The sequence below is a fragment of the Gilliamella bombi genome (assembly GCF_900103255.1).
Lineage (GTDB): Bacteria > Pseudomonadota > Gammaproteobacteria > Enterobacterales > Orbaceae > Gilliamella > Gilliamella bombi.
Genome location: NZ_FMWS01000016.1, coordinates 107,517 through 130,404, shown reverse-complemented (window position 1 = coordinate 130,404; position 22,888 = coordinate 107,517). Strand labels below are relative to the sequence as shown.

Annotated in this window: 15 protein-coding genes; 10 read left to right on the top strand and 5 right to left on the bottom strand. The window is 35.6% G+C overall.

Features of this window, described 5'->3' with window-relative positions; translation table 11 throughout:
* The first annotated feature begins 537 nt into the window (after positions 1–537).
* The 3 genes from adhP to B9N71_RS04340 all read left to right on the top strand — a co-directional run bounded on the left by adhP (position 538) and on the right by B9N71_RS04340 (position 4,034).
* Positions 538–1,572, top strand: a complete 1,035-nt coding sequence (gene adhP / locus B9N71_RS04350) for an alcohol dehydrogenase AdhP (RefSeq protein WP_085164355.1) — start codon at positions 538–540, stop codon at positions 1,570–1,572.
* A gap of 185 nt (positions 1,573–1,757) precedes the next feature.
* Complete coding sequence (locus B9N71_RS04345) at positions 1,758–3,209, top strand: APC family permease (protein WP_085164353.1); 1,452 nt, start codon at positions 1,758–1,760, stop codon at positions 3,207–3,209.
* Between the two features lie 252 nt (positions 3,210–3,461).
* Positions 3,462–4,034: an IS30 family transposase gene (locus B9N71_RS04340; RefSeq protein WP_085164351.1), complete on the top strand. Its 573-nt coding sequence runs from the start codon at positions 3,462–3,464 to the stop codon at positions 4,032–4,034.
* Between the two features lie 185 nt (positions 4,035–4,219).
* Here B9N71_RS04340 and B9N71_RS04335 read toward each other — a convergent pair whose 3' ends face one another.
* From B9N71_RS04335 to gltB, 3 genes are all read right to left on the bottom strand, one after another.
* Entirely contained in the window at positions 4,220–4,507 is a 288-nt protein-coding gene (locus B9N71_RS04335; RefSeq protein WP_065609121.1) for an NINE protein, read from the bottom strand.
* A gap of 356 nt (positions 4,508–4,863) precedes the next feature.
* Complete coding sequence (locus B9N71_RS04330; protein WP_065589372.1) at positions 4,864–6,276, bottom strand: glutamate synthase small subunit GltD family protein; 1,413 nt, start codon at positions 6,274–6,276, stop codon at positions 4,864–4,866.
* A 13-nt stretch (positions 6,277–6,289) separates the two neighbouring features.
* A complete protein-coding gene (gene gltB / locus B9N71_RS04325) occupies positions 6,290–10,747 on the bottom strand; it encodes a glutamate synthase large subunit (protein ID WP_085164349.1) in 4,458 nt (1,485 codons plus the stop codon).
* A gap of 285 nt (positions 10,748–11,032) precedes the next feature.
* Here gltB and B9N71_RS04320 point away from each other — a divergent pair, with 285 nt between their 5' ends.
* The 3 genes from B9N71_RS04320 to B9N71_RS04310 all read left to right on the top strand — a co-directional run bounded on the left by B9N71_RS04320 (position 11,033) and on the right by B9N71_RS04310 (position 14,885).
* The gene (locus B9N71_RS04320) at positions 11,033–12,559 is read left to right on the top strand and encodes a fused MFS/spermidine synthase (RefSeq protein WP_085164347.1); all 1,527 of its coding nucleotides are present in this window, start codon (positions 11,033–11,035) and stop codon (positions 12,557–12,559) included.
* Positions 12,560–12,569: 10 nt separating this feature from the next.
* Entirely contained in the window at positions 12,570–13,187 is a 618-nt protein-coding gene (locus tag B9N71_RS04315) for a spermidine synthase family protein (protein ID WP_085164345.1), read from the top strand.
* Between the two features lie 516 nt (positions 13,188–13,703).
* Positions 13,704–14,885 carry a BaiN/RdsA family NAD(P)/FAD-dependent oxidoreductase gene (locus tag B9N71_RS04310; RefSeq protein ID WP_085164343.1) on the top strand — a complete coding sequence of 394 codons (1,182 nt, stop codon included), beginning with the start codon at positions 13,704–13,706 and terminating at the stop codon, positions 14,883–14,885.
* Here the strand turns inward: B9N71_RS04310 and B9N71_RS04305 are convergent.
* Complete coding sequence (locus B9N71_RS04305) at positions 14,878–16,314, bottom strand: sigma-54 interaction domain-containing protein (RefSeq protein WP_143422028.1); 1,437 nt, start codon at positions 16,312–16,314, stop codon at positions 14,878–14,880. The two genes, B9N71_RS04310 and B9N71_RS04305, sit on opposite strands and share 8 nt — an antisense overlap.
* Positions 16,315–16,563: 249 nt before the next feature.
* Between B9N71_RS04305 and dokD the strand changes: the two genes are divergently transcribed.
* Genes dokD through B9N71_RS04285 form a run of 4 tightly spaced genes read left to right on the top strand, consistent with a single transcriptional unit; the run spans position 16,564 to position 22,013 of the window.
* Positions 16,564–17,961: an ornithine/lysine decarboxylase DokD gene (gene dokD, locus B9N71_RS04300; RefSeq protein ID WP_085164339.1), complete on the top strand. Its 1,398-nt coding sequence runs from the start codon at positions 16,564–16,566 to the stop codon at positions 17,959–17,961.
* A gap of 52 nt (positions 17,962–18,013) precedes the next feature.
* Positions 18,014–19,420 (top strand): APC family permease, encoded by a 1,407-nt coding sequence (locus tag B9N71_RS04295; RefSeq protein WP_065589378.1) that lies wholly within the window; start codon positions 18,014–18,016, stop codon positions 19,418–19,420.
* A gap of 25 nt (positions 19,421–19,445) precedes the next feature.
* Entirely contained in the window at positions 19,446–20,552 is a 1,107-nt protein-coding gene (locus B9N71_RS04290; RefSeq protein ID WP_065589379.1) for an alanine/ornithine racemase family PLP-dependent enzyme, read from the top strand.
* Positions 20,553–20,606: 54 nt separating this feature from the next.
* A complete protein-coding gene (locus tag B9N71_RS04285) occupies positions 20,607–22,013 on the top strand; it encodes an amino acid permease (RefSeq protein ID WP_065561485.1) in 1,407 nt (468 codons plus the stop codon).
* Between the two features lie 177 nt (positions 22,014–22,190).
* Here B9N71_RS04285 and B9N71_RS04280 read toward each other — a convergent pair whose 3' ends face one another.
* Positions 22,191–22,793 carry a MarC family protein gene (locus B9N71_RS04280; RefSeq protein ID WP_065561484.1) on the bottom strand — a complete coding sequence of 201 codons (603 nt, stop codon included), beginning with the start codon at positions 22,791–22,793 and terminating at the stop codon, positions 22,191–22,193.
* Positions 22,794–22,888 lie beyond the last annotated feature (95 nt).

Below are 22,888 nucleotides of genomic sequence, written 5' to 3'. Positions count from 1 at the left end.
CAGTATGTGATAGTGGCTTAATCTTTTTATTGAATAAATGATTTAAGCAACGTTATGCTTTATCGATGAAAATTTTTAACTTATTAAATTTAAAATAATTTTATGCTGAAACGGTATAGAGTCCTGAATTATTTTTGCAAAAAATATAATCTAAAATATAGGTTTTGTTATTGCCTTTAGCTTGCAGTCTTAATTTATCTTCAATGGATTTTTCAATTTTGACCAAACGTTTAATACCATAACGGATGATTATTTTTTCTTTATGATATCAGCGATATATTGCTTGTCTGTAATAAGGCGTTAGTTTTGTTGTTCATGTATATCTATTACAGTCGTTTCTCAAATTACTGTAAACAATGTTAGGAATTCCTACACCTCATTTTGTTAAAAAGTTTCAGGAAAGACTACGTTTTAGTATAGTTTATTAAGTAATCAATGCTATTTAATAAAATTGTGAAATAACTCAAATTTTTTAAGTGGGATTAGGTTAAAATAAAACCAATGATATTTTAATTTTAAAATTTCCTAGGAGAAAAAATGAAAGCAGCAGTTATTAAGCAAGAGTGCGATGGTCAAGTCGAAATCAAAGATATTCCTATTCGTCCTTTAGAAGCAGGGGAGGCCTTAGTTGATGTTGAGTATTGTGGTCTTTGTCATACTGATCTTCATGTTGCAGCTGGCGATTTTGGTAAAAAACCAGGTCGTGTTATTGGACATGAAGGTGTAGGGATTGTGATTAAAGTTGCCCCAGATGTAAGAAGCTTAAAAGTTGGTGATCGGGTTAGTATTGCTTGGTTCCATGCTGGTTGTGGTACTTGTGAATATTGTATTTCTGGGCAAGAAACGTTTTGTCGTAATGCATTAAACTCTGGATATACTGTTGATGGAGGCATGGCAGAGCAGTGCATTGTTAAAGCTGATTATGCGGTTAAAGTGCCAGAAGGGCTCGATCCAGCACAAGCAACAAGTGTAACTTGTGCTGGTGTGACTACCTATAAAGGTATTAAAGTGGCTGCTACTAAACCAGGACAATGGCTTGCAGTATTTGGGATTGGCGGTTTGGGAACACTTGCTGTCGAATATGGTAAAAAAGTGTTTAATAATAAAGTGGTTGCTATTAGTAACAGCGATAGCCAATTAGAATTATGTAAAACACTAGGTGCTGATTTGGTCGTTAATCCTAAAAAAGTTGAGGATGTGGGAGCTTATATTAAAGAACACACAGGAGGGGGAGTGCACGGTGCTGTTGTAACTTCTGTGACTAAAACAGCATTCAATCAGGCCATCAATTCAGTGCGACCTTTAGGGCGTGTGGTCGCCTTAGGTTTGCCTTCAGAAAATATGGATTTAAGTATTCCTAAAACCGTGTTAGATGGTATTCAAGTTTTAGGTTCATTGGTTGGAACTCGTGAAGATTTAGCAGAAGCATTTCAGTTTAGTGCAGAAGGAAAGGTCGTGCCGATAGTTGAAAAAAGACCGTTGGAAGATATTAATGATATGATCGACGAAATGAAAGCAGGTAAAATTCGAGGTCGTATGGTTGTTGATATGAAAATGCAGAAGTCTAAATAAATTAACCTTATTTGTAATTCAAAAAGCTGGCTATATGCTGGCTTTTTTTATAAATCAAAAAACTATTTATTTGATTTATCGAGGTTTTTATGTAAATGATGTTAATCTTTTCTTGTTTTTTATAAATAAATCCCTATCATAATCAAATTTTGCTAATTAATTTTATATGTTTCAAGAGGAACTTCATGGCAGATCATAATTTAGAGAATAACTTGCGCAAGGATCTTGGTTTAGTTTCTGCATTATCACTAGTCGTTGGAATGGTTTTAGGTGCAGGAGCTTTTATGAAACCTCCTGCTGTGTTAGAAGTTGCTGGTGATTATAATTTTGCGTTGCTAGCTTGGGTAATAGGTGGTGTATTTTCTATTTGTGGTGGTTTAACTCTTTGTGAACTAGGAGTCATGTTTCCTCGAACTGGTGGAATGTTAGTATATTTAGAAAAAATCTATGGTGCGAAAGTTTCTCACCTTTATGGTTGGATGATAACTGTCTTATTTGCGCCTTCACTTATTGGAGCACTAGTCGGATATTTTAGCTCAGTATTTTGCTTATTATTTCATATCAATGATGCTTATCGAATGGCTGTGAGTGCTGGCGTTTTAGTGTTTATTGCAACAATCAATGCAGTAGGTGTTAAAAAAGCAGGTTATTTGCAAACTATTGCCACTATATGCAAACTTATTCCAATACTATTATTAGCTATATTTGGATTATGGAAAGGTAGTGGACAAGTGGTATTGTTCAGTGCTAGTGGGCAAGGGATTGAAAGCTATGCGCCTTTTGCTGTTGCTATTTTAGCTACTTTATTTGCGTATGACGGTTGGGCGCAAGTCGCATCGGTAGCTGGTGAAATTCGTAATCCGTCGAAAGTTTTACCCCAAGCCATAATTTTAGGCATAATCTTCCTTGTTGTAGTTTATGCTTGTATTAATATTGCATTATTCAAAATTTTTCCTGTTAAAGAAATGGTATCACTAGGACATGATGCTTCAGCGGTTGCTTCACAGCGGATGTTTGGGCATTTTGGTGGTAATTTAGTTGCAGTTGGTATTATGATTTCCATCTTAGGCGGCATTAATGGCTATATTATGACGCTATCTCGCACAATTTTTAGTATGGGAGAACGAGGGACTATCATTGGTGCACGTTATTTAAGTACTATTGATGAAGAAAGTCGCTCACCAATTAATGCGATTATCGTTTTAGTTATTTTTTCTTTCCTTTATTCAGTGTTACTCGATGCTGATCGTCTATCTGAAATATCGATGTTTTCCATATGGGTATTTTATTTATTAACTTTCATTGGTGTAATAATTGCTCGAAGAAAATACCCGAATGTGACTAGAACTTATAAAGTAATTGGTTATCCGATTATTCCTATCATCGCTATGTTAGGTGCAATATATGTTATTTACGGAATGTTAATTTATCAAACCGTAAATGGTATAGCTTCAATAGTGGTCACCTTAATTGGTTTGCCTGTGTATTACTATTATCATATAAGAAATAAAAATAAAGCGCTATCACTTGGTGAAATGAAAAAATATGATACTAGCACTAAATATATGATCGTTACGGTTTCAATAAGTATCATTTTGGGATTAATTGTTTATGGTTATATCGTTAGTGGCAAATGATAAGAATAGTTAATTATTAATTTAAATTCTAAAATCAATACAATAAATAGACCGGCTAATGTCGGTTTATTTTTTTAATAAAAAGTTAAATATAATTTGAAACCAAGCTATAAATATCCTGAATTCAAACATGAAGTGCAATTTTAAACACGGTGGAGTGAAGAAAGTAGAAAGGCGATTTATACTAGCACCTTCGCACCACCACAGTTTGGAGATTGCTATGTATTATAATCACCTTTCTAGGAAGGAAAGATACCAGATTTTCGTATTATTACAAGCAAAGAAGGAGACCACCGTTATAAACGGTCAATTAAACAACGTCCAAGTTATGTAGAAAGCCGGAAAACGCGAGGACATTGGGAGGGCGATACGATTATTAGCCGTAAAGACAAGCAAGCATTGGTGACATTAGTTGAACGCAAAACAGAGCTAGTATTAATTGGGCGCCTCAATCAACGTACCGCCTCCGAAACGAGAGATATGATAATAAAATTGCTAACGCCGTTTAAAAAAATGGTTAAAAGCATCACCTTTGATAATGGAACCGAATTTAATTATCATCATGCTATTGGGTATTATTTAAACACTACCGTGTACTTTGCGGAGCCTTATAAAAGCTGGCAAAGAGGCACAAATGAAAACACCAATGGCTTAATACGTCAGTTTATACCTAAGTCAGCGGCCATTTCATTAGTTGATGACGAACAGATAAAGAAAATACAATATCTATTGAACACACGCCCAAGAAAACGGCATAAGTTTAAAAGCCCTGCCGATTTTTATTCTAAGGAGTTAAGAAGAATTGCACTTCATGGTGTAATCTAGGTTTTGAGTTAATATGTAGCGTAATCAACAAATATTTAGTGATGCAAAAGATAGAAAATAAAAGCTCAAATGCTTTATTAATTTTTATAATACCTTTAAATCCCATAAAGTGATTTTAGGGAAAAACGCCTTATGAGTTTTAAAGGATTATTTTAATCATGAAATGTAAATAGCCTTTTTACATACTATGAATTTTTTTCATTTATAGCCTGTGTTGATGGTTCAGTGTGGCAAGCGTTATTAATTTGAATTGAAATATTATTTGGTGACAGATTATATTTACTTTTGTAGATACAGTTAGCATAGTCAACCATACCGCTAGTTAGAAATAGGTCTAAAAACCATCCAATACCTAATAAACCAGCAGTAAAAAACCAAATGAAGCCTGTAATCCATTTTCCACAGTACATGCGATGGGCTCCCCACATTCCAAGAAAGAACCATAATAAATATGCGACACCTTTACTTTTCATACTATCTCCATTTTATAATTAACTTATGTTTTTATTAATAATTAATGCTTTTTATAAATATTATTCATACCTGATGCAGTAGATAATTGATGTAACGTTAATTTTTAGTGTAACGATAATAGTAAAATCGCTAATTTTACTGTTTTCTTATTTATTCTGCAAATAGAAGAAGCATATAATATTACAAGAAGTTAACTCGATTTTGTTGAAATGAATGCTAATGAGTAATAAGTATCTGTTAGATTAAATCTGAGCGACTAAAATTAAAAATAAAAACTCGAATCATTAAAAACCCGCTGTTTTAAAGCGGGTTTGTTTTTTATTTAAAGTAATTTTGATTGAGAGCAAGATAGTCGCTAAATCTCTAAGTAATCTAAGATACCTTCAGCCGCTTTGCGACCTTCGCTAATGGCAGTGACAACTAGATCAGAACCACGAACAGCATCGCCACCAGCAAAGATTTTTGGATTGGTGGTTTGGTAGCTGTTAGCTTCGGGTGCGATGATTTTGCCTTGTGGGTCAAATTCGACACCATGCTGAGCAAGCCAAGGCATGGCATGTGGTTTGAATCCAAAAGCCATAATTACTGCATCGGCAGGAAGAATAAATTCAGAACCTTCGATAATTACTGGCGAGCGTCGTCCTTTTGCATCTGGCTCGCCGAGTTCTGTCCTTACCATTTTTATGCCTGTTACTTGTCCTGTACTGTTAATTTCAATGCTGAGAGGTTGTACGTTAAATTGGAACTGTGCGCCTTCTTCTTTGGCGTTTTTGACTTCTCGTTTTGAGCCCGGCATGTTGGCTTCGTCTCGGCGATAAGCACAAGTAACTTCAGTTGCACCTTGACGAATAGATGTTCGTACACAGTCCATTGCAGTATCACCACCACCTAATACCACAACACGTTTGTTTTTCATGTCAATGTATGGGGTATCTTGGGTTTGCGCATGTTTCATTATGTGTTTAGTGTTGGCAATTAAAAATGGTAAGGCATCATAAACGCCGTTGGCATCTTCGTTTTGAAGACCCGCTCGCATTGATTGATAAGTTCCAGCACCCACAAAAACCGCATCAAATTCGTTGATTAAGTCGGTTAATTGTACCGTTTTACCGACCTCAGTATTTAGACGGAACTCAATGCCCATTTCAGTAAAAATATGTCTTCGGTTGATTAATACTTCTTTATCAAGTTTAAACGCTGGGATGCCAAAGGTGAGTAGTCCACCAATTTCAGGGTGACGGTCAAACACTACTGGCGTTACGCCATTGCGGACTAAGACATCGGCACAAGCAAGGCCAGCAGGACCAGCACCAATAACTGCAACTTTCAATCCTGTTTTTTCGACGTTTGATAAATTAGGTTTCCAACCCATTCTAAATGCTTCATCAGTAATATAACGCTCTATATTACCTATGGTAACTGCGCCAAATTCAGCATTTAAAGTACAAGAGCCTTCGCAAAGGCGATCTTGTGGGCAAACTCGACCGCAAACTTCAGGCAGGCTGTTGGTTTGATGTGAGAGTTCAACCGCTTCTAATATTTTGCCTTCATTAACCAATTTTAACCAATTGGGTATATAGTTATGCACAGGGCATTTCCATTCACAATATGGGTTGCCACAAGCAAGGCAACGATCAGCCTGCGCTTGTGATTGTGGAGCAGAAAATCCTTCATAAATTTCAACAAATTCAATTTTGCGAATGTTTAACGATTTTTTAGGCGGATCAACACGTTGTAAATCGATAAATTGATAAACATTTTGGCTCATTTTCGTGTTCTCCTTACTGTGCTTGAATACGTAATTCTGCTGATGAGCGACTGCGGTGCCCAAGTAGCGCTGTTACATCACTCGATTTGGGTTTGACTAATACAAATTGTTTTGAATAATCATCCCAATTAGCCAAAATTTCTTCCGCGCGTGATGAATGGGTAAGTTGAGCGTGCTCCATTATTAAACCACGTAAATGTTCTTCGTGAATTGAGTAATCAGCAACATTCAATAGTTCCACTAACTCTTTATTTATGCGTTTATGGAAATCACTATCTTCATCTAAAATATAAGCAAAACCACCTGTCATACCTGCACCAAAGTTAACTCCTGTTTTACCTAATACGCAGACAATACCGCCTGTCATATATTCACAGCCATTGTCTCCAATGCCTTCAACAACACTAATTGCACCAGAATTACGTACCGCAAATCGTTCTCCAGCACGTCCAGCGGCAAAGAGTTTTCCTCCAGTTGCACCATATAAGCAGGTATTACCGGCAATGGTTGCTTCATGGCTTAAAAATGCTGAGCCTTGCGGTGGTCGAATCACAATACGTCCGCCAGCCATGCCTTTACCAACATAATCATTGGCATCGCCTGTGAGTGTTAAGTCCACACCTCCAGCGTTCCAAACACCAAAACTTTGACCCGCAGTGCCGTTAAAGTTAAGCGAAATAGGATCAGCAACAAGACCTTGGTCACCATATTTTTTGGCAATATAGCCAGATAAACTAGTACCCACAGAGCGATCAGTATTTTGTATATCAAAATAGAGGCTTTGGCTTTGGCGATTATCAACAAATTGTTGTGCTTGTGTGATGATCTCTTTATTTAGCACACCTTTATCAAATGGTTTATTGTCTTCAATACAATAAACTGGTTTGCCATCAATAGGTTTTGCTGTTTCGAGCAGTCCTGATAGGTCAAGTTTTTGTTGTTTTGCTGTGATGCCATCAAGTTCTAATAACAGATCGGTGCGTCCTATCAAATCGACGATACGACTGACACCTAGCTCGGCCATAATTTCTCGCGTGTTACGCGCAATAAATCGGAAATAGTTTATCGCTTTTTCTGGCAGGCCATGATAATGTTCGCTACGCAGTTTTTCGTCTTGCGTTGCAACACCCGTTGCACAGTTATTTAGGTGGCAAATACGTAGGTATTTACAACCTAAGGCGACCATTGGCCCTGTCCCAAAACCAAAACTTTCAGCACCTAAAATAGCTGCTTTGACAATATCAGTGCCCGTTTTTAAACCACCGTCTACTTGTAAACGTATTTTGTGACGTAACCCATTGGCGACTAATGATTGCTGAGTTTCAACCAACCCTAATTCCCATGGAGAACCAGCATATTTGACTGAAGTTAATGGGCTAGCGCCTGTTCCACCATCATAGCCTGAAATGGTAATTAAGTCGGCATAGGCTTTAGCAACTCCAGTTGCGATTGTGCCAACGCCTGGCTCTGATACTAATTTAACCGAAATCATGGCATTAGGGTTAATCTGTTTTAGGTCAAATATTAATTGTGCCAAATCCTCAATCGAGTAAATGTCGTGATGAGGTGGTGGTGAAATAAGTGTGACACCCGGTACAGAAAAACGCAATTTAGCAATATATGGTGTGACTTTGTCGCCAGGTAACTGACCACCTTCCCCCGGTTTTGCTCCTTGTGCTACTTTGATTTGAATAACATCGGCACTCATTAAATAACTTGGTGTTACACCAAAACGACCTGATGCAACTTGTTTTATGCGTGATACTTTTATGGTGTTGTAGCGAGCTGGATCTTCACCGCCTTCGCCTGAATTTGAAAAACCACCGAGCGTGTTCATTGCTTCGGCAAGGGATTCATGTGCTTCAGGGCTTAGCGCACCAATTGACATGGCTGCCGAGTCAAAGCGTTTGAACAGTGATTCTTCTGGCTCGACTTGATCAAGTGGAATAGCTGCGTTTTCAGGTGGATTGAGCTTTAATAAATCACGCAAGGTGGCAATAGGGCGGTTGTTGACAATATCGGCATAGCGTTTGTAATCTTCATAATTGCCATTATTGACCGCTTTTTGTAGTGACTGTACTACATCAGGATTATAAGCATGATATTCACCACCATGAACATATTTAAGTAACCCACCTTGTTCTAATGGTTTTCTTTTCAGCCATGCACTTTTTGATAAGTTAAATTGGTCTTGCGCAAAATCATCAAAATTGGCACCATTAATACGGTTAGTAACTCCTTGGAAACAAAGTTCAACGACCTCTTTATTTAAGCCAACTGCCTCAAATAGTTTTGAACAGCGGTAAGAGGCGACGGTTGAAATGCCCATTTTTGACATAATTTTATATAAGCCTTTGTTAATTCCATTACGATAATTAAGAATGGCTTCACGGTAAGATTTGTTTATTGTGCTATTATCGACCATTTGGCCTAAGATTTCGTAGGCTAAATAAGGGTAAATTGCGGTTGCACCAAAACCAAGAAGTACCGCAAATTGATGTGGATCACGGCAGCTTGCGGTTTCGACAATGATATTAGCATCGCAACGTAAGTTTTTTTCAACTAAGCGTTGCTGAACAGCTCCAACTGCCATAGGCGCAGGAATTGGTAAGCGATCAGGCGCTATATTTTTATCTGATAAAATCAATAATACCGTGCCATTGCGAACTTTTGCTTCAGCATCACCACATAATTGTTCAATGGCATCGCGCAGGCTACCATCGATTTCATAAGTGATATCTAAGGCTTCTGATTTGTAATAACGTGATTCTAATGCTGTTAATTGTTTAAAATCTGAATAAACCAAAACAGGAGATTTGAACGCAACACGATGCGCCTGACCTTCTGCTTCGGCAAACACGTTCATTTCACGACCAATACTAGTTGAAAGTGACATAACGTGTGATTCGCGTAGTGGGTCGATAGGCGGATTTGTTACCTGAGCAAATTTTTGACGAAAATAATCATAAATTGAGCGAGGTCTTGTTGATAGTACCGCAAATGGTGTGTCATCGCCCATTGAGCCGGTGGCTTCTTGACCGTTTTCACCTAGCACTCGAATACATTGGTCTAGCTCTTCAGCACTATAACCAAATTGTTTTTGATAAGTTGCTAGCAAGATATCGTCATAATATCGAGAGCCAATGTTATCATCAGGTAGGTTTTCAAAAGGGATCAGTCTTTTAACATTTTTTTCCATCCATTCTTTATATGGATGACGTTTTTGTAAATCGTTGTCTGTTTCAGACGATTGTAAAATGCGACCTTCTTCAGTGTCTATAACTAACAATTCACCTGGACCAACGCGTCCTTTAGTGACGACTTCGTCAGGTTGATAATCCCAAATACCGATTTCGGATGCACAGGTAATGAGTTTGTCTGTCGTTATTACATAACGTGCAGGACGTAATCCGTTACGGTCTAAGTTACATGCGGCATAACGACCGTCAGACATTACAATACCGGCAGGACCATCCCAAGGTTCCATATGCATTGAGTTGAAGTCAAAAAAAGCACGCAGATCTTCGTTCATGTCTGGATTATTTTGCCATGCAGGTGGAACCAATAAGCGCATGGCTCGTACAATATCCATTCCTCCTACAAGAAATAGCTCAAGCATGTTATCTAATGAACTTGAATCAGAACCTGTGACATTAACAAAAGGTGCCGCATCTTGTAAGTCTGGAATGAGTGGCGTTTTAAATTTATAGGAACGTGCTTGTGCCCATTGTCTATTACCTTCAATAGTGTTGATTTCACCATTATGAGCTAAATGCCGAAAAGGTTGCGCTAATGGCCAACGAGGAACAGTATTGGTTGAAAAACGTTGATGAAATAAACAAATTGCTGTTTCCATTCGGATGTCAGCCAAATCTAGATAGAATCGAGGTAAATCTTTAGGCATACATAAGCCTTTATAGATATTGACCTGATTTGAGAAGCTACAAACGTAAAATGTATCGTCTTGTACCCGTTTTTCAATTCGACGGCGCACCATGTATAGGCGGCGTTCTAAATCAATTTTTGTCCATCCAGCGGGTGCATTAACAAAGACTTGTTCAATTTTAGGCAATGATGATAGGGCAATTTCACCAAGCACACTTTTATCAATTGGTACTTCACGCCAACCTAAAATAGATAAGGTTTCATTGGCTAATTCTTCTTCGACAATATCACGGCTAATTTGAGCTTCTTTTTCATCTTGGCTCAAAAATAACATACCAACGGCATAATTACTTGCTAAACGCCAGCCCGCATCTTGTGCCACTAATCTAAAAAATCGATCGGGTTTTTGTAATAAAAGTCCACAGCCATCGCCAGTTTTACCGTCTGATAAAATGGCACCACGGTGTTGCATTCTGGCAAGTCCGTGAATTGCAGTACGCACCACTTTATGACTTGGTTGTCCTTCAATGTGAGCAATTAAACCAAATCCACAGTTATCTTTTTCATGATGCTGGTTATATAACATATCATTGCCTCTAATTCATCGTTTTATAATTTAAGAAGGAATAGGCTTTAATTCCATATTGCGTGTGAAGTTAATCAAAAATTAGTTTTTGGTCAAATAAATATTATTTATAAGTCAATCTTCCAAATATAGCGTTATTAATAAAGCTAATGGCGGTTTGTATTACGTTTATATCTAGTTGAATTTGATGCAAAATGAATAATTGTCTAAAATATTAGCAATTAATTATATATTAACTATAATTAGCTTAAATAATAATAGTTAGTTAGGAGTAGGAAAATCACTATGAAATATTTTGCTTGGTGCATTTCGCTTTTAGTTGGATTGATGAGCTTAGGTCAAGAAATGCTATGGTTTAGAATCGTTAGCTTTATGTTTGGTGGTGCTTCTTATGCTTTTGCTCTTGTACTGTTCTTTTTTCTATTAGGTATCACTTTTGGATCAAATCAAGGTAAATCAATTTGTACACGCTATTCGAATCTACTATTGGTCGGAGGAGTGGTTTTAATTCTTGCTGGTTTTATTGATATATTAATTCCATTTATTATTCAAAACATAAATCAACCAAATAGTTTAAGTCTATGTAAAGGTATATGTTGTATTTTGATATTTGTCGTTGCAGCTTTAAAAGCAATATTATTTCCAATTGTGCACCATTTAGGGACGAATATAGCCAATGGAAAAGTAGGGGCTTCAGTTTCTAAAGTCTATTTCTTTAATATTATTGGCTCGACACTGGGTAGTTTATTAATTGGTGGTGTTCTCCTTGATTATATTTCTATTTCATCAATGTTTATTCTAATAGGTATTGTTTGTATCTTATTAGGTGGCTTGATGATAATTAAAAAATCGGCAGTTTCTGTTTCTGTCTTTGCTGTACTTGGTATTTGTTGCTTTTGTTTAGTCGATAAACACACTGATTATATTTTCAGAGATAGCTTAGGAAAAGACTCTTCTATCAGTTATTATATTGAAAATCGCTATGGTGTAATTCATATCGCCGATGACAATAAGAATGGACTGAAAAATATTGTATTAGGAAACCGAATGTATGATGGCATTTTAAATATAGATCCAGATAATGATATAAATGACTTAAACCGGCTTTATCTATTAGCGGCAATTCATCCAAATCCTAAGAAAGTGCTGGTTATTGGTGTTAGTGGTGGGGCTTGGACGCGTGCTTTATCAAGTTTTCCTACGTTAGAAACGATTGACGCCATTGAAATTAATAAAGGTTACTTGGATATTATTAAACAATACCCAGTTGTTTCTCCAATACTAGATGATCATAGAATTAATATCTATATTGATGACGGTCGACGTTGGCTTAAACGAAATAGTGATAAAAAGTATGATTTAATTGTCATGAATACTACTTACCATTGGCGTTCAGGAATAACCAATCTATTATCGCAAGAAATGATGAATATATTACATAATTCATTAAATCCTAATGGTATTTTGGCATTTAATAGTACTCGTTCGCTAGATACATTAAAAACGGCACAATCGGTATTTAAGTATGCTTATTGGGGTACAATGGGCTTTATTTATGCCTCGGATTCAGAGATTAGCATTGATGACAATGTTGCTAAAAATCGCCTTGATAAGTTGGTTTTAGATGGTAAACCATTGTTTAATGAAGCGTCTAAACAAGTTAAAAACGGTGCTTACCAAAAAACATTAGCAACCAAACTGTTAAGTCTAGATGAAGTTGAAAAGCTTTATAACTTAGGACGAGATACGGAAATTATCACCGATAGTAATATGATAACTGAATATAAATATGGTTTTTTGAGAAATAATTAAGGACGTTTTTATGTTAAGTAAGAAACAATCACTACTATTAAGCACGCTATTTTTTATTTCTGGAATGAGTGGCTTAACTTATCAAGTTGCTTGGCAACGAGCTCTTTATTCGGCTTTTGGATCTGATGTTGATTCTGTAGCAATTATTGTATCGGCATTTATGTTAGGACTTGGTTTAGGGGCTCTTGGAGGAGGAAAAATTGTTGATAAATACCCAAATAAAGCACTACAGTTTTTTTGTTTTAGTGAATTTGGAATTGGTTTATTTGGAATAATTAGTTATCAACTTATTTTATTTGTCGGTGATATCTTTATTGTTTATAATTTAATTGTTGTTGCAATTGTTAATTTCTTATTGGTGCTTATTCCAGCCCTTTTGATGGGAGCAACACTTCCAATTTTAATTACTTATATAGCACAGTTTTGGAAAAATATTGGTCAAACAGCTGGACATCTTTATGCGATTAATACTTTTGGTGCGGCAATTGGTGCAATTTTGACAGGATTTATTTTATTTAACTATTTTGCTCTTAATGTTGTAACGATATTTGCTGCACTAGGAAATTTTGTTGTTGCTATATCTGCTTATCTATTTTTTAATAAAATGCGAATAAAAAAGAGCGGATAAGAAGATAGAATAGTACTATAAAGATATTAAAAATGATAAATCGGCGATAGTTGTCGCTGGTTTATCAATATATTATTAAAATCAATTAGTTAATTATTTAAACAATACAAGCTTTTTATTACTAACTAAGTTTAAATAAGTAATAAAGATTATTTTGATATATTTACCCTCCTTTTATAAAAATTGCATAACCATACCTTTATAATTGAATGAAAAATAAAAAGAATACTGGCTTAATAAATATATTTATAAGTCGATCTTTTAATAAGTTATATAAACGTTATTAATAAAGCTAATAGTAGTATTTACGTTTATGATTTATTTTGTTTTTTATAAGTTAAGGCGTTGCTTTTAAATTTGGCTTTAGAAAATGGGATATAAGTTCTTTTTCTTTCTTGTTAAAAAGTTTCAGGTAACTATGTGTTTGAGTATAAAATATGTTATTTGATTCAATAACTATGTGTGACAATTGTATACTGTTATAATTTGTTATCTTTTATTTTTGATCTATTAATAATGCAAACTAAAATTACGATTGTGGGTGCTGGCGCCGCTGGGCTTTTTTGCGCAGGTTTACTGGGGCAAAAGGGGTATGATGTTACTGTGATTGATAATGGTAAAAAATTAGGACGCAAAATTCTAATGTCTGGTGGTGGTAAATGTAATTTTACTAATTTAATGGTTGAACCTAGTAATTATATTTCTTGCAATCCTCATTTTTGTAAATCAGCTTTGAAACAATTTACTCAATGGGACTTTATCCAATTAGTAAATCAGTATGGTATTGCTTACCATGAAAAAGATCATGGGCAATTATTTTGTGATAATTCAGCGCAAGATATTGTTGATATGCTATTAAACGAGTGTCAAAAAGGGCATGTTCATTTTATGATGCAGACTCAGGTTGAAGATATTAGTAGTGATAAAATAGGATTTAAATTACATACTTCTCAAGGCATTATTGATAGCGATAATCTTATTATTGCTACGGGAGGCTTATCGATGCCTGCCCTTGGCATGACTTCAATTGGCTATAAAATTGCCGAAAAATTGGCTATTCCAGTGATACCAGTCAAAGCAGGATTAGTACCGTTCACGTTACATAAACCTTTACTTGATATATTATCAACCTTGTCTGGTATTGCTGTTGCTGTTGAAGTTTCTAATGAAAGAGTTAGTTTTAAGGAGAATCTATTATTTACTCATCGAGGAATTTCAGGACCAGCTATTTTGCAAATATCAAGCTATTGGCAGGCTGGAGAGTCAATTACTATTAATTTATTACCTGATTTCACATTCGAATCATCGTTTAAACCATTATTAGAGCAGAATCGTAATCAAACTATAAAAAATTGTTTAGCACAGGTTTTACCTAAAAGGCTTGTTGAGGTGTTAATACAGCTCAATTTGATAAACGATATAATAGTTAAGCAACTTAATCCCAAACAACAGCAAGACTTGTATAATGTTTTAACACATTGGCATATTACTCCAAATGGGACTGAGGGTTATCGTACTGCGGAGGTGACTCTTGGTGGTATAAGTACTGATGCGTTGTCTTCCAAAACTATGGCAGTTAAAACACACCCCAACCTCTATTTTATTGGTGAGGTTGTTGATGTGTCAGGCTGGTTAGGTGGCTATAATTTTCAATGGGCATGGAGTAGTGCATTTGCTTGTGCTAGATCGTTTAATTAATTACGCCCATTTGAATATGGTATTTTTTTACTTTGTATTGTAACGTTGTGCGTGAAATGTTTAATAGTTTTGCCGCCGTTATAATTTTGCCGTTGGCTTGATTTAATGCGTTAATGATGAGTTGTCGTTCATAGTTTTCAACTTGTTCAATTAAGTTGTTTCCATCAGTAGATGTGTTGATAGGTAAATTTTCTGGTTTATTAATATCATCGTTTTGAGAAGATGAACTATTAAGATCGAATAGATCTTTATCAAGGACAATATTCTGTAATTCACCCGGTTCGTTTTGTAATACCATACTTCTGACAATTGTATTTTCAAGCATACGAACATTACCGGGCCAAGGAGCTGATATTAATTGTTGTAGTGCATGTTCGCTGATACCGCTAATTACAACATTGACGTCGTTTTTATGTTTATCAATAAAATAGCGTGCTAACACTGGAATATCTTCTGTTCTGTCGCGTAAAGCGGGGAGTTTTATTAAACCAACGTTTAAGCGAAAAAACAGATCACTTCTCATTTTTCCTGTTTTTAATAGTTCTGTAGGTGGTTCATTCATGGCAGCAACAATACGAACATCTGAATGCATTTCTTTATTACCACCTAATTGCCAGTAGGTTTTTTCTTGTAAGAATCGTAATAATTTACTTTGCATTTCAAGAGGCATAGCATTTAATTCATCAAGGAATAATGTGCCTCCGTTAGCCAGTTCTAAATAACCTTGTCGGTTTTCAGCACCCGTAAATGCGCCTTTGACCGTACCAAATAGGGTGCTTTCAATCAGTGTGGTTGGTAGTGCACTACAGTTGAGCGAGATAAATGCTTTGTCACGGCGTTGGCTTGTTTGGTGGATTAAACGAGCAAATAGCTCTTTACCTGTTCCTGTTTCGCCAACTATTAATACTGGAACATCATTTGCTCCCAAGATGTTAGTTTGATCGATAACCTCTTGCATTGTTTTTGATACAAAAACAATTTCTGGTAATGGTTGTTCTTTATTTTGATATAACTTGCTATTGAGCTTGAATACTTGGTCTTGTAATTGCCTAACAGTAGATAAATTTCGACCTATTTCTATTGCGCCGATAATTTTTTGATTTTTATTATAAAGAGGAACTGTTGTGTGCATATAATCTACAAGTTTACCTACATGGTTATAATAGCTTTGGTAATTGTTTTGATATTCTTTCCCATGTTGTAGGGCTTGCAACATCGTGCTGTCTTCTTTTCGCATCTTGGGATAAACTTTAAGCATTGGTTTTCCTATAGCTTGTTCTATAGGGTAACCATCAAGTTCAGCACTTTCCTGATTGTAATAAACATATTTGCCTTCTTTATCAATAATCGCCATTGGTTGATGGATTAAATCAAAAAAATGTTTAAATATTTCCAATGATTGTAATAATTCAGGGTCGATTGTCATGATATTCGTGCCTTTTGAACTAGGGTGATTTGTTATATTTAGCTTTGTTTAATTTAAACGCCTGTTAATTATCATATAAAAATGACAAATTTTTGTCATAAAAATTGATTTTATACTAAATGACTAAATTTTTACTTGCGCTTTGTTTATTAATATATTGATTATTTTTGTTTTTAAAGTTGGCATGCTGATTGCACAACAAGTGAGAAGCCATTTTACTTATTTTTCATGTAATCATTAACTGGAGGCTATATGTCCGACAAAATTATGTCAAATTATAACAAATTACGCACTGATCTTGTAACTAAAGATCGTCGTTTTAGCGCTGAAAGTGGCAAACTTTGTTTTGATGGTGTTAATTTAGAAGAGTTAGCCAAAAAATATCCAACGCCTTTTTATGTGTTTTCTGAAAAGGAGATTGATCGTAATGTGCAAGAAATTAAAGAGGCATTTAAAGCTCATCCAAAAACAAAAATTTTCTATGCATCAAAAACTTGTTCAGTAATGGGCGTTCTTAAAGCGATTAAAGATGCAGGAATTTATGCCGAAGCGAACTCAATGTTTGAAGTGCGTAAATGTTTAGATATCGGTTTCCCTGGTAGCCAAATTGTGTTTAATGGTGTTGTTAAAAAACCAGTGGATTTAGAGTTTGCTATCCAAAATGATCTGTATATTATCAACGTAGATAGCTTATATGAGCTTGATATTATTGATGAGATTTCAAGACGTTTGAAAAAGGTAGCAAATGTTTGTGTGCGTGTTGAACCAAATGTTCCGTCAGCAACTCACGCAGAATTAGTCACTGCTTATCATGCTAAATCAGGTATCGATTTAGAACAAGCAGAAGAAACATGTCGTCGTATTTTAGAAATGCCATATGTTCATTTACGCGGTTTACATATGCACGTTGGTGATCAGGTTCCAGAATCAGAGCCTTTTGCTAAAGCTACGAAAGTTTTAGTTGATGAATCACGTCGCTTAGAAGAAGTGCTTGGTATTAAATTTGATTTAATCAACGTAGGTGGGGGGATCCCTGTTCCTTATAAATATGATGAAGAAAATGGTAATCCATTAGAAGATAATATGTATGCAGGTATTACTGCACAAGATTTTGCTGATGCTGTTATTAGTGAAGTACACAAATGGCGTACTGATGTTGAAATCTGTATTGAGCCAGGTCGTAAAGTAACAGGCTCAGCAGGTGTGCTTGTAACTGAAGTTGCCTGTGAAAAACGTAAAACCAATTATGATTTAGATGGCAATATTGAAGAGCATGTTGAGTGGAAATTTGTTGATGCTGGTTATAGTGTGCTATCTGATAGTCAACATTTTGATTGGTTCTTCTATGTTTATAATGCTTCAAAAATCAATGAAACACATGATGAGTACATCAAATTGGCTGGTCCTTTATGTGATGGTGGTGACTATTTCCATGTCGGTGTTAAAGGTGAAGAATTCTTAATGCCAAAAGACACTCAAATCGGTGATATTGTTGCTTTCCTTGATGCTGGTGCTTATACCATCGAAAGCCAAACTGTTTATAACAATCGTCCTCGTACTTCTGTTGTAATGATAAATAAAGAAGGCAAGGATAGATTGATTCGCCGTGAGGACACTTACGAAGATATGGTTGGATACGACATATATTAATCATCAATATCTGGAGCATTTGATGCTCCAGATATTATAAAGTGAGGTTATTATGAGTGATTCTAAAGATTCAAGTTTACTTGGTATTAAAGACATTGTTTTTATGAATGTCATTGCAATACTAAGTTTGCGTCAAATTCCTAATGTTGCTCCTTATGGGGCGTCAGCAATGGTACTTTGGTTACTTGCTGCATTTTGTCTTTTCTTCCCATTAGCTATGGTTTGTGGCGAACTTTCAACAGGTTGGCCAAAAGATGGTGGAATTTTTGTTTGGGTAAAAGAAGCATTTGGTAAACGTATCGGTTGGATAGTTGTTGTTTGCTTTTTGTTCTCTTGTGTTCTTTTCTTCCCGTTAATGTTGCAATTTGGTTTTACTGCAATTGGGTATATGTTTAGTGCTGAGTTAGCTCAAAATCAAGTATTTATTGGTGTTGGCTCTATGGTGGTATTCTGGATTTTAACACTGATGAATATTAAAGGGATGCAATGGACTAAAATTATTAATAGTGTGAGTGCATGGCTTGGTGTATTTATTCCAGCCGCTATTATTGTGCTATTAGCTGTTGTATGGTTATTCACAGGGCATCCTATGGCTACAAGCTATAGTCATGTTAGTGATTGGTTACCTGATTTAAGTAGTTGGGATACTATTGTTTTTCTATCTAGCATGATGTTCGCATTTGCTGGTCTTGAGGTGGCTCCAATGATTGCAGGGCGTACACGAGATCCACAACGAGACTTTCCAAAAGCAATGTTGGTTTCTGCAGTGGTAATTGTTGGTATTTATATGGTCGGAACATGGGCTATTAATACTTTATTGCCAGCAGCGGATACTGATATCGTAGCGGGTGTTATGCAAGCAATGGAAGCCGCAGCTAAAGAATTGCATATGCCTTGGTTATTACCAGTAATGGCAATTTGTTTGTTTTTTGGTGCATTAGGACAAATAAACTCATGGTTAGTTGGTCCGATTTATATGCTACAAGAAGCATCAAAAGAAGATAATTTGCTTGGAGAACGCATTGGTCGTTTACATCCAGTATATAAAACACCAGCCTTTGCGTTAATTATTCAAGCTATTATTGTTACAGTACTTTGTTTTTCAACTTTTGTGTCGCCAAGTATTGCAGCAGCATATTGGATGTTAACAGCGTTAACGACAATTTGTTACTTTATTCCGTACTTAGTGATGTTTATTGCGTATTATCGTTTACGTATTACTCAACCAGATGTTGCTCGTAGTTTTAAAATTCCGGGTAAGGTGTTGCCAATTGTGTTACCAGCACTTGGTTTCTTATCTACTCTATTTGCTGTGGTATTAGTGTTTATTCCACCTGCGCAAATAGATATGGGGGGGTATGTCGAATATATTGCTAAAATTGTTGGTGGTGCAGTACTTGCCATTGGTTTAGCTGAATGGATTTATTATCGAGCCCAAAAACGTAACCGTTTGCAGTAGTAATAATATATAGAGGAGTAAAATTATGTACAAACCTATATTAGAAATTGATTTACGCAAATTAAGAAATAATGCTCGTGTTGAAAAAGATTTATTAGCTAAACACGGTATTGAGGTTATGGCTGTTAATAAAGTTTTTGATGGTTGTGTTGAAACGGCCAAAGCAGTACTTGAAGGCGGTATTGATGTGATTGCTGAATCAAGAACATACAATTTAAAGAAATTAAAAGATGCTTTAAATTGTAAAACCTGCTTATTACGGAGCCCTTGTTTAAGTGAAATTAGTGATGTTGTTAGATATGCTGATATTAGCTTAAACAGCGAAAAAGCAGTAATTCAGGCACTTTCTGATGAAGCCGTTAAACAACAAAAAGTACATCAAGTTTTATTAATGGTTGATATGGGGGATTTACGCGAAGGTATTTGGTTTGAACATATTGATGAAATCATTGATACGGTTAAACTTATTCTTTCTTTACCCGGTGTTGAGCTCTATGGGCTCGGCACCAATTTTAATTGCTATGGTACTGTACTACCTACAGTTAAAAATGGAGTAGACTTTTTAAAAATAGCGCGTAAAGTAGAGCAAGTTTGTAATATTAAAATAAAGTATTTATCGGCCGGTAATTGTACCAGTTACCACTTATTGGATAAAGGTATTTGGCCAGAAGGATTAAATCATTTGAGAATTGGTGGTTTACACGAGTTTGGTATTGAATATGTGGATATGAAATATCTTGACGAGTTTCATCATTCAAATAAACCCGTTGATAAAGCATGTAGTAATATTTATAAATTATATGCGCAAATCATTGAACTCAATAGTAAACCAACAGTTCCTGTTGGTGAATTAGGTGTAGATGCTTTTTTAAACAGTAAAACCTTTGTTGATAGCGGTACACGCAAACGAGCACTTCTTGCCTTTGGACGTCAAGATGTGCCAGCAGAAAGCTGTATACCCATCAATGATGATATTACTGTATTGGGTCAAACCAGTGATCATACCTTGGTTGATATTGAAGATGTTACTCAAACACTTCGTGTTGGCGATGTTATTGGATTTGAGCTTGATTACACTGCTTTACTAATGGCTTGTCAAACTAATGGTGTAGAAAAACGGTTTATTTATTAATTTGTGTTAACTGCTGGGTAACCAGCAGTTTTTATTAATTACTAGGCGGTTTATATGACAACATCTGAATCACAAGAAAACCCTTATCCCAGTAGTAATTTAAAGAAAAACCTAAAAAATCGTCATTTATTGATGATTTCATTAGGTGGATCAATTGGTACTGGATTATTTATTGGTATTGCTGCTCCACTTAGCACTGTTGGTCCGTTAGGAACAATTATTGCTTATTTAATGGCAGGAAGCATAATGCTTTCAACTATGTTATGTTTAGGTGAACTTTCTTGTGCATTCCCTCATGCAGGTTCATTTCAACACTATGCATTGATGTTTATACCCAATCCGATTTGGAGTTATACCATCGGTTGGTTGTATTGGCTTAGTTGGGTACTATCTATGGCGGCAGATTTAACCGCTGCTTCAATGATTGCTCACCAAACCTTCCCTTCGATTCCTATTTATCTTTTTAGTCTATTAATTCTAATTGTTCTTACTTCAGTGCATTTAACCTCTGTTCGTGCATTTGGAGAAAGTGAGTATTGGTTTTCAACTATTAAGGTTCTTGCGATTATTGCATTTATTGGGGTGGGGATTTATTTACTTAACCACCAATATAGCGAAACGCATATCTTACCAACATTTAAAACCGAAAAAGGGTGGTTTCCTAATGGTTTTTTAGCCATATTTGTTTGTATGACTATCGTGACCTATTCCTTTCAGGGCGTCGAATTAATTGGTAGTGCAGCTGGTGAGGCGCAATCTCCACAGTCTGTGTTACCCAAAATTATTACTGGTGTTGCTTTTCGCATTATTCTATTTTATGTTCTGGCTATTGCTGTTTTAGCCCTTGTTTATCCATATGGAACGGTTCATTCTGAAATTAGCCCATTTGTGTGGGTATTTAATAAAGCAGGAATTTCAATAGCTTCGTATTTAATGCTTTTTGTTATTTTTTGTGCGGCAATATCGGCGGCTAATTCTGCAATTTATGCCAGTTCAAGAATGCTGTGGTCTATGGCTCAAGATAAACTCGCACCTCAATATTTTTCAGACGTAAATAAGCGTGGAGTGCCCACAAAAGGTATTTTATTTATTGCTATTATTGCGCTAGTTTCACTATTTTCGAAATATATTGCCGCTGAAAAATTGTATATTTATTTAGTAGCGGGAACAGGGCAAGTGGGATGTTTTGCATGGATTATTATTGCTTGGTGTCAATATCAGTTCCGTAAGGGAGTAAATAACGGTAAATATCCCAAAGAGATGGTAAAGTTCAAATCGCCATTATTTCCTTGGCTGGCAGGGGTTTCTATTATTGTTAATATTGTGATTATTATTGGTGTTTGGTTTGGGGAGTCAGGACATTTTATTTTATTATCAGAAGTTGTTTTAGTAATAATTATTTTGGTTTCTTACTTTTTCTATAAGAAACGAAATTCTTTAATAATAAAAACGTTAGATTAATTTTATTGACCTATTAATTTGTTTGTAATCACCTAATAAATCGGTTTAGGTGATTACGTTTAATTTTTAAAATCAGATTATTAATGTTTTTACTATTTGTGATTTATCTTTATTTTAAGGCACTAAATTAAGTGCGTTTGCTTGGTATAATCTTGATTAAATCCTTTCTGATACAAGTTATTTTAGAAAAGCTGATACACCCGTAAAAACGACTTGCGCAGCAATAGCTGATATTAGTAACCCAGTAAGTTTTGATAAGATAGCAATACCTGTGTTTTTTAATACTTTAGCAATACTTTTTGCACATAATAGCATTGCATAAATTCCTGAAGATGCAATGAATAAAGAAACAGCGCCAATCATATTGGCTGCAAAGCCTACGGAGCTTGTTCCCATAACAATGATAGTACCAATGGAAGCGGGTCCCATACAAAGTGGAATTGCAAGGGGTACAACACTGATATCGTCATCACTGTTAATTTTGTTCTTTTCTGGAGAATCATTCATTAGTGACACTGCAGTGATAAATAGCAACGCTCCAGAACCAATTCGGAATGCATCAAGAGTAAAACCAAAGACACTAAACATGGTATTACCAAAAAAGAATAGCACTATACCTATGATAAATACGGCACAGGATGTTTTGAGTGCTGTTTTGCGTCTAAGCTGTTCGTCGTATTGTTTTGTGCCACTTAAAAATGCACTTAAAACAGCAGGAGGTGTCATTAATGCAAATAGCTTTACAGTTGTGGCAAGGATATTAACAAGATAGTCATCCATAGTGTTACCTTTCAAAGAATAACAATTAAATTCCCTTTAATTTTGTTAACATTATTAGTTGCTAGGGAATGATTTTTGTTAGATACAAAAACGGC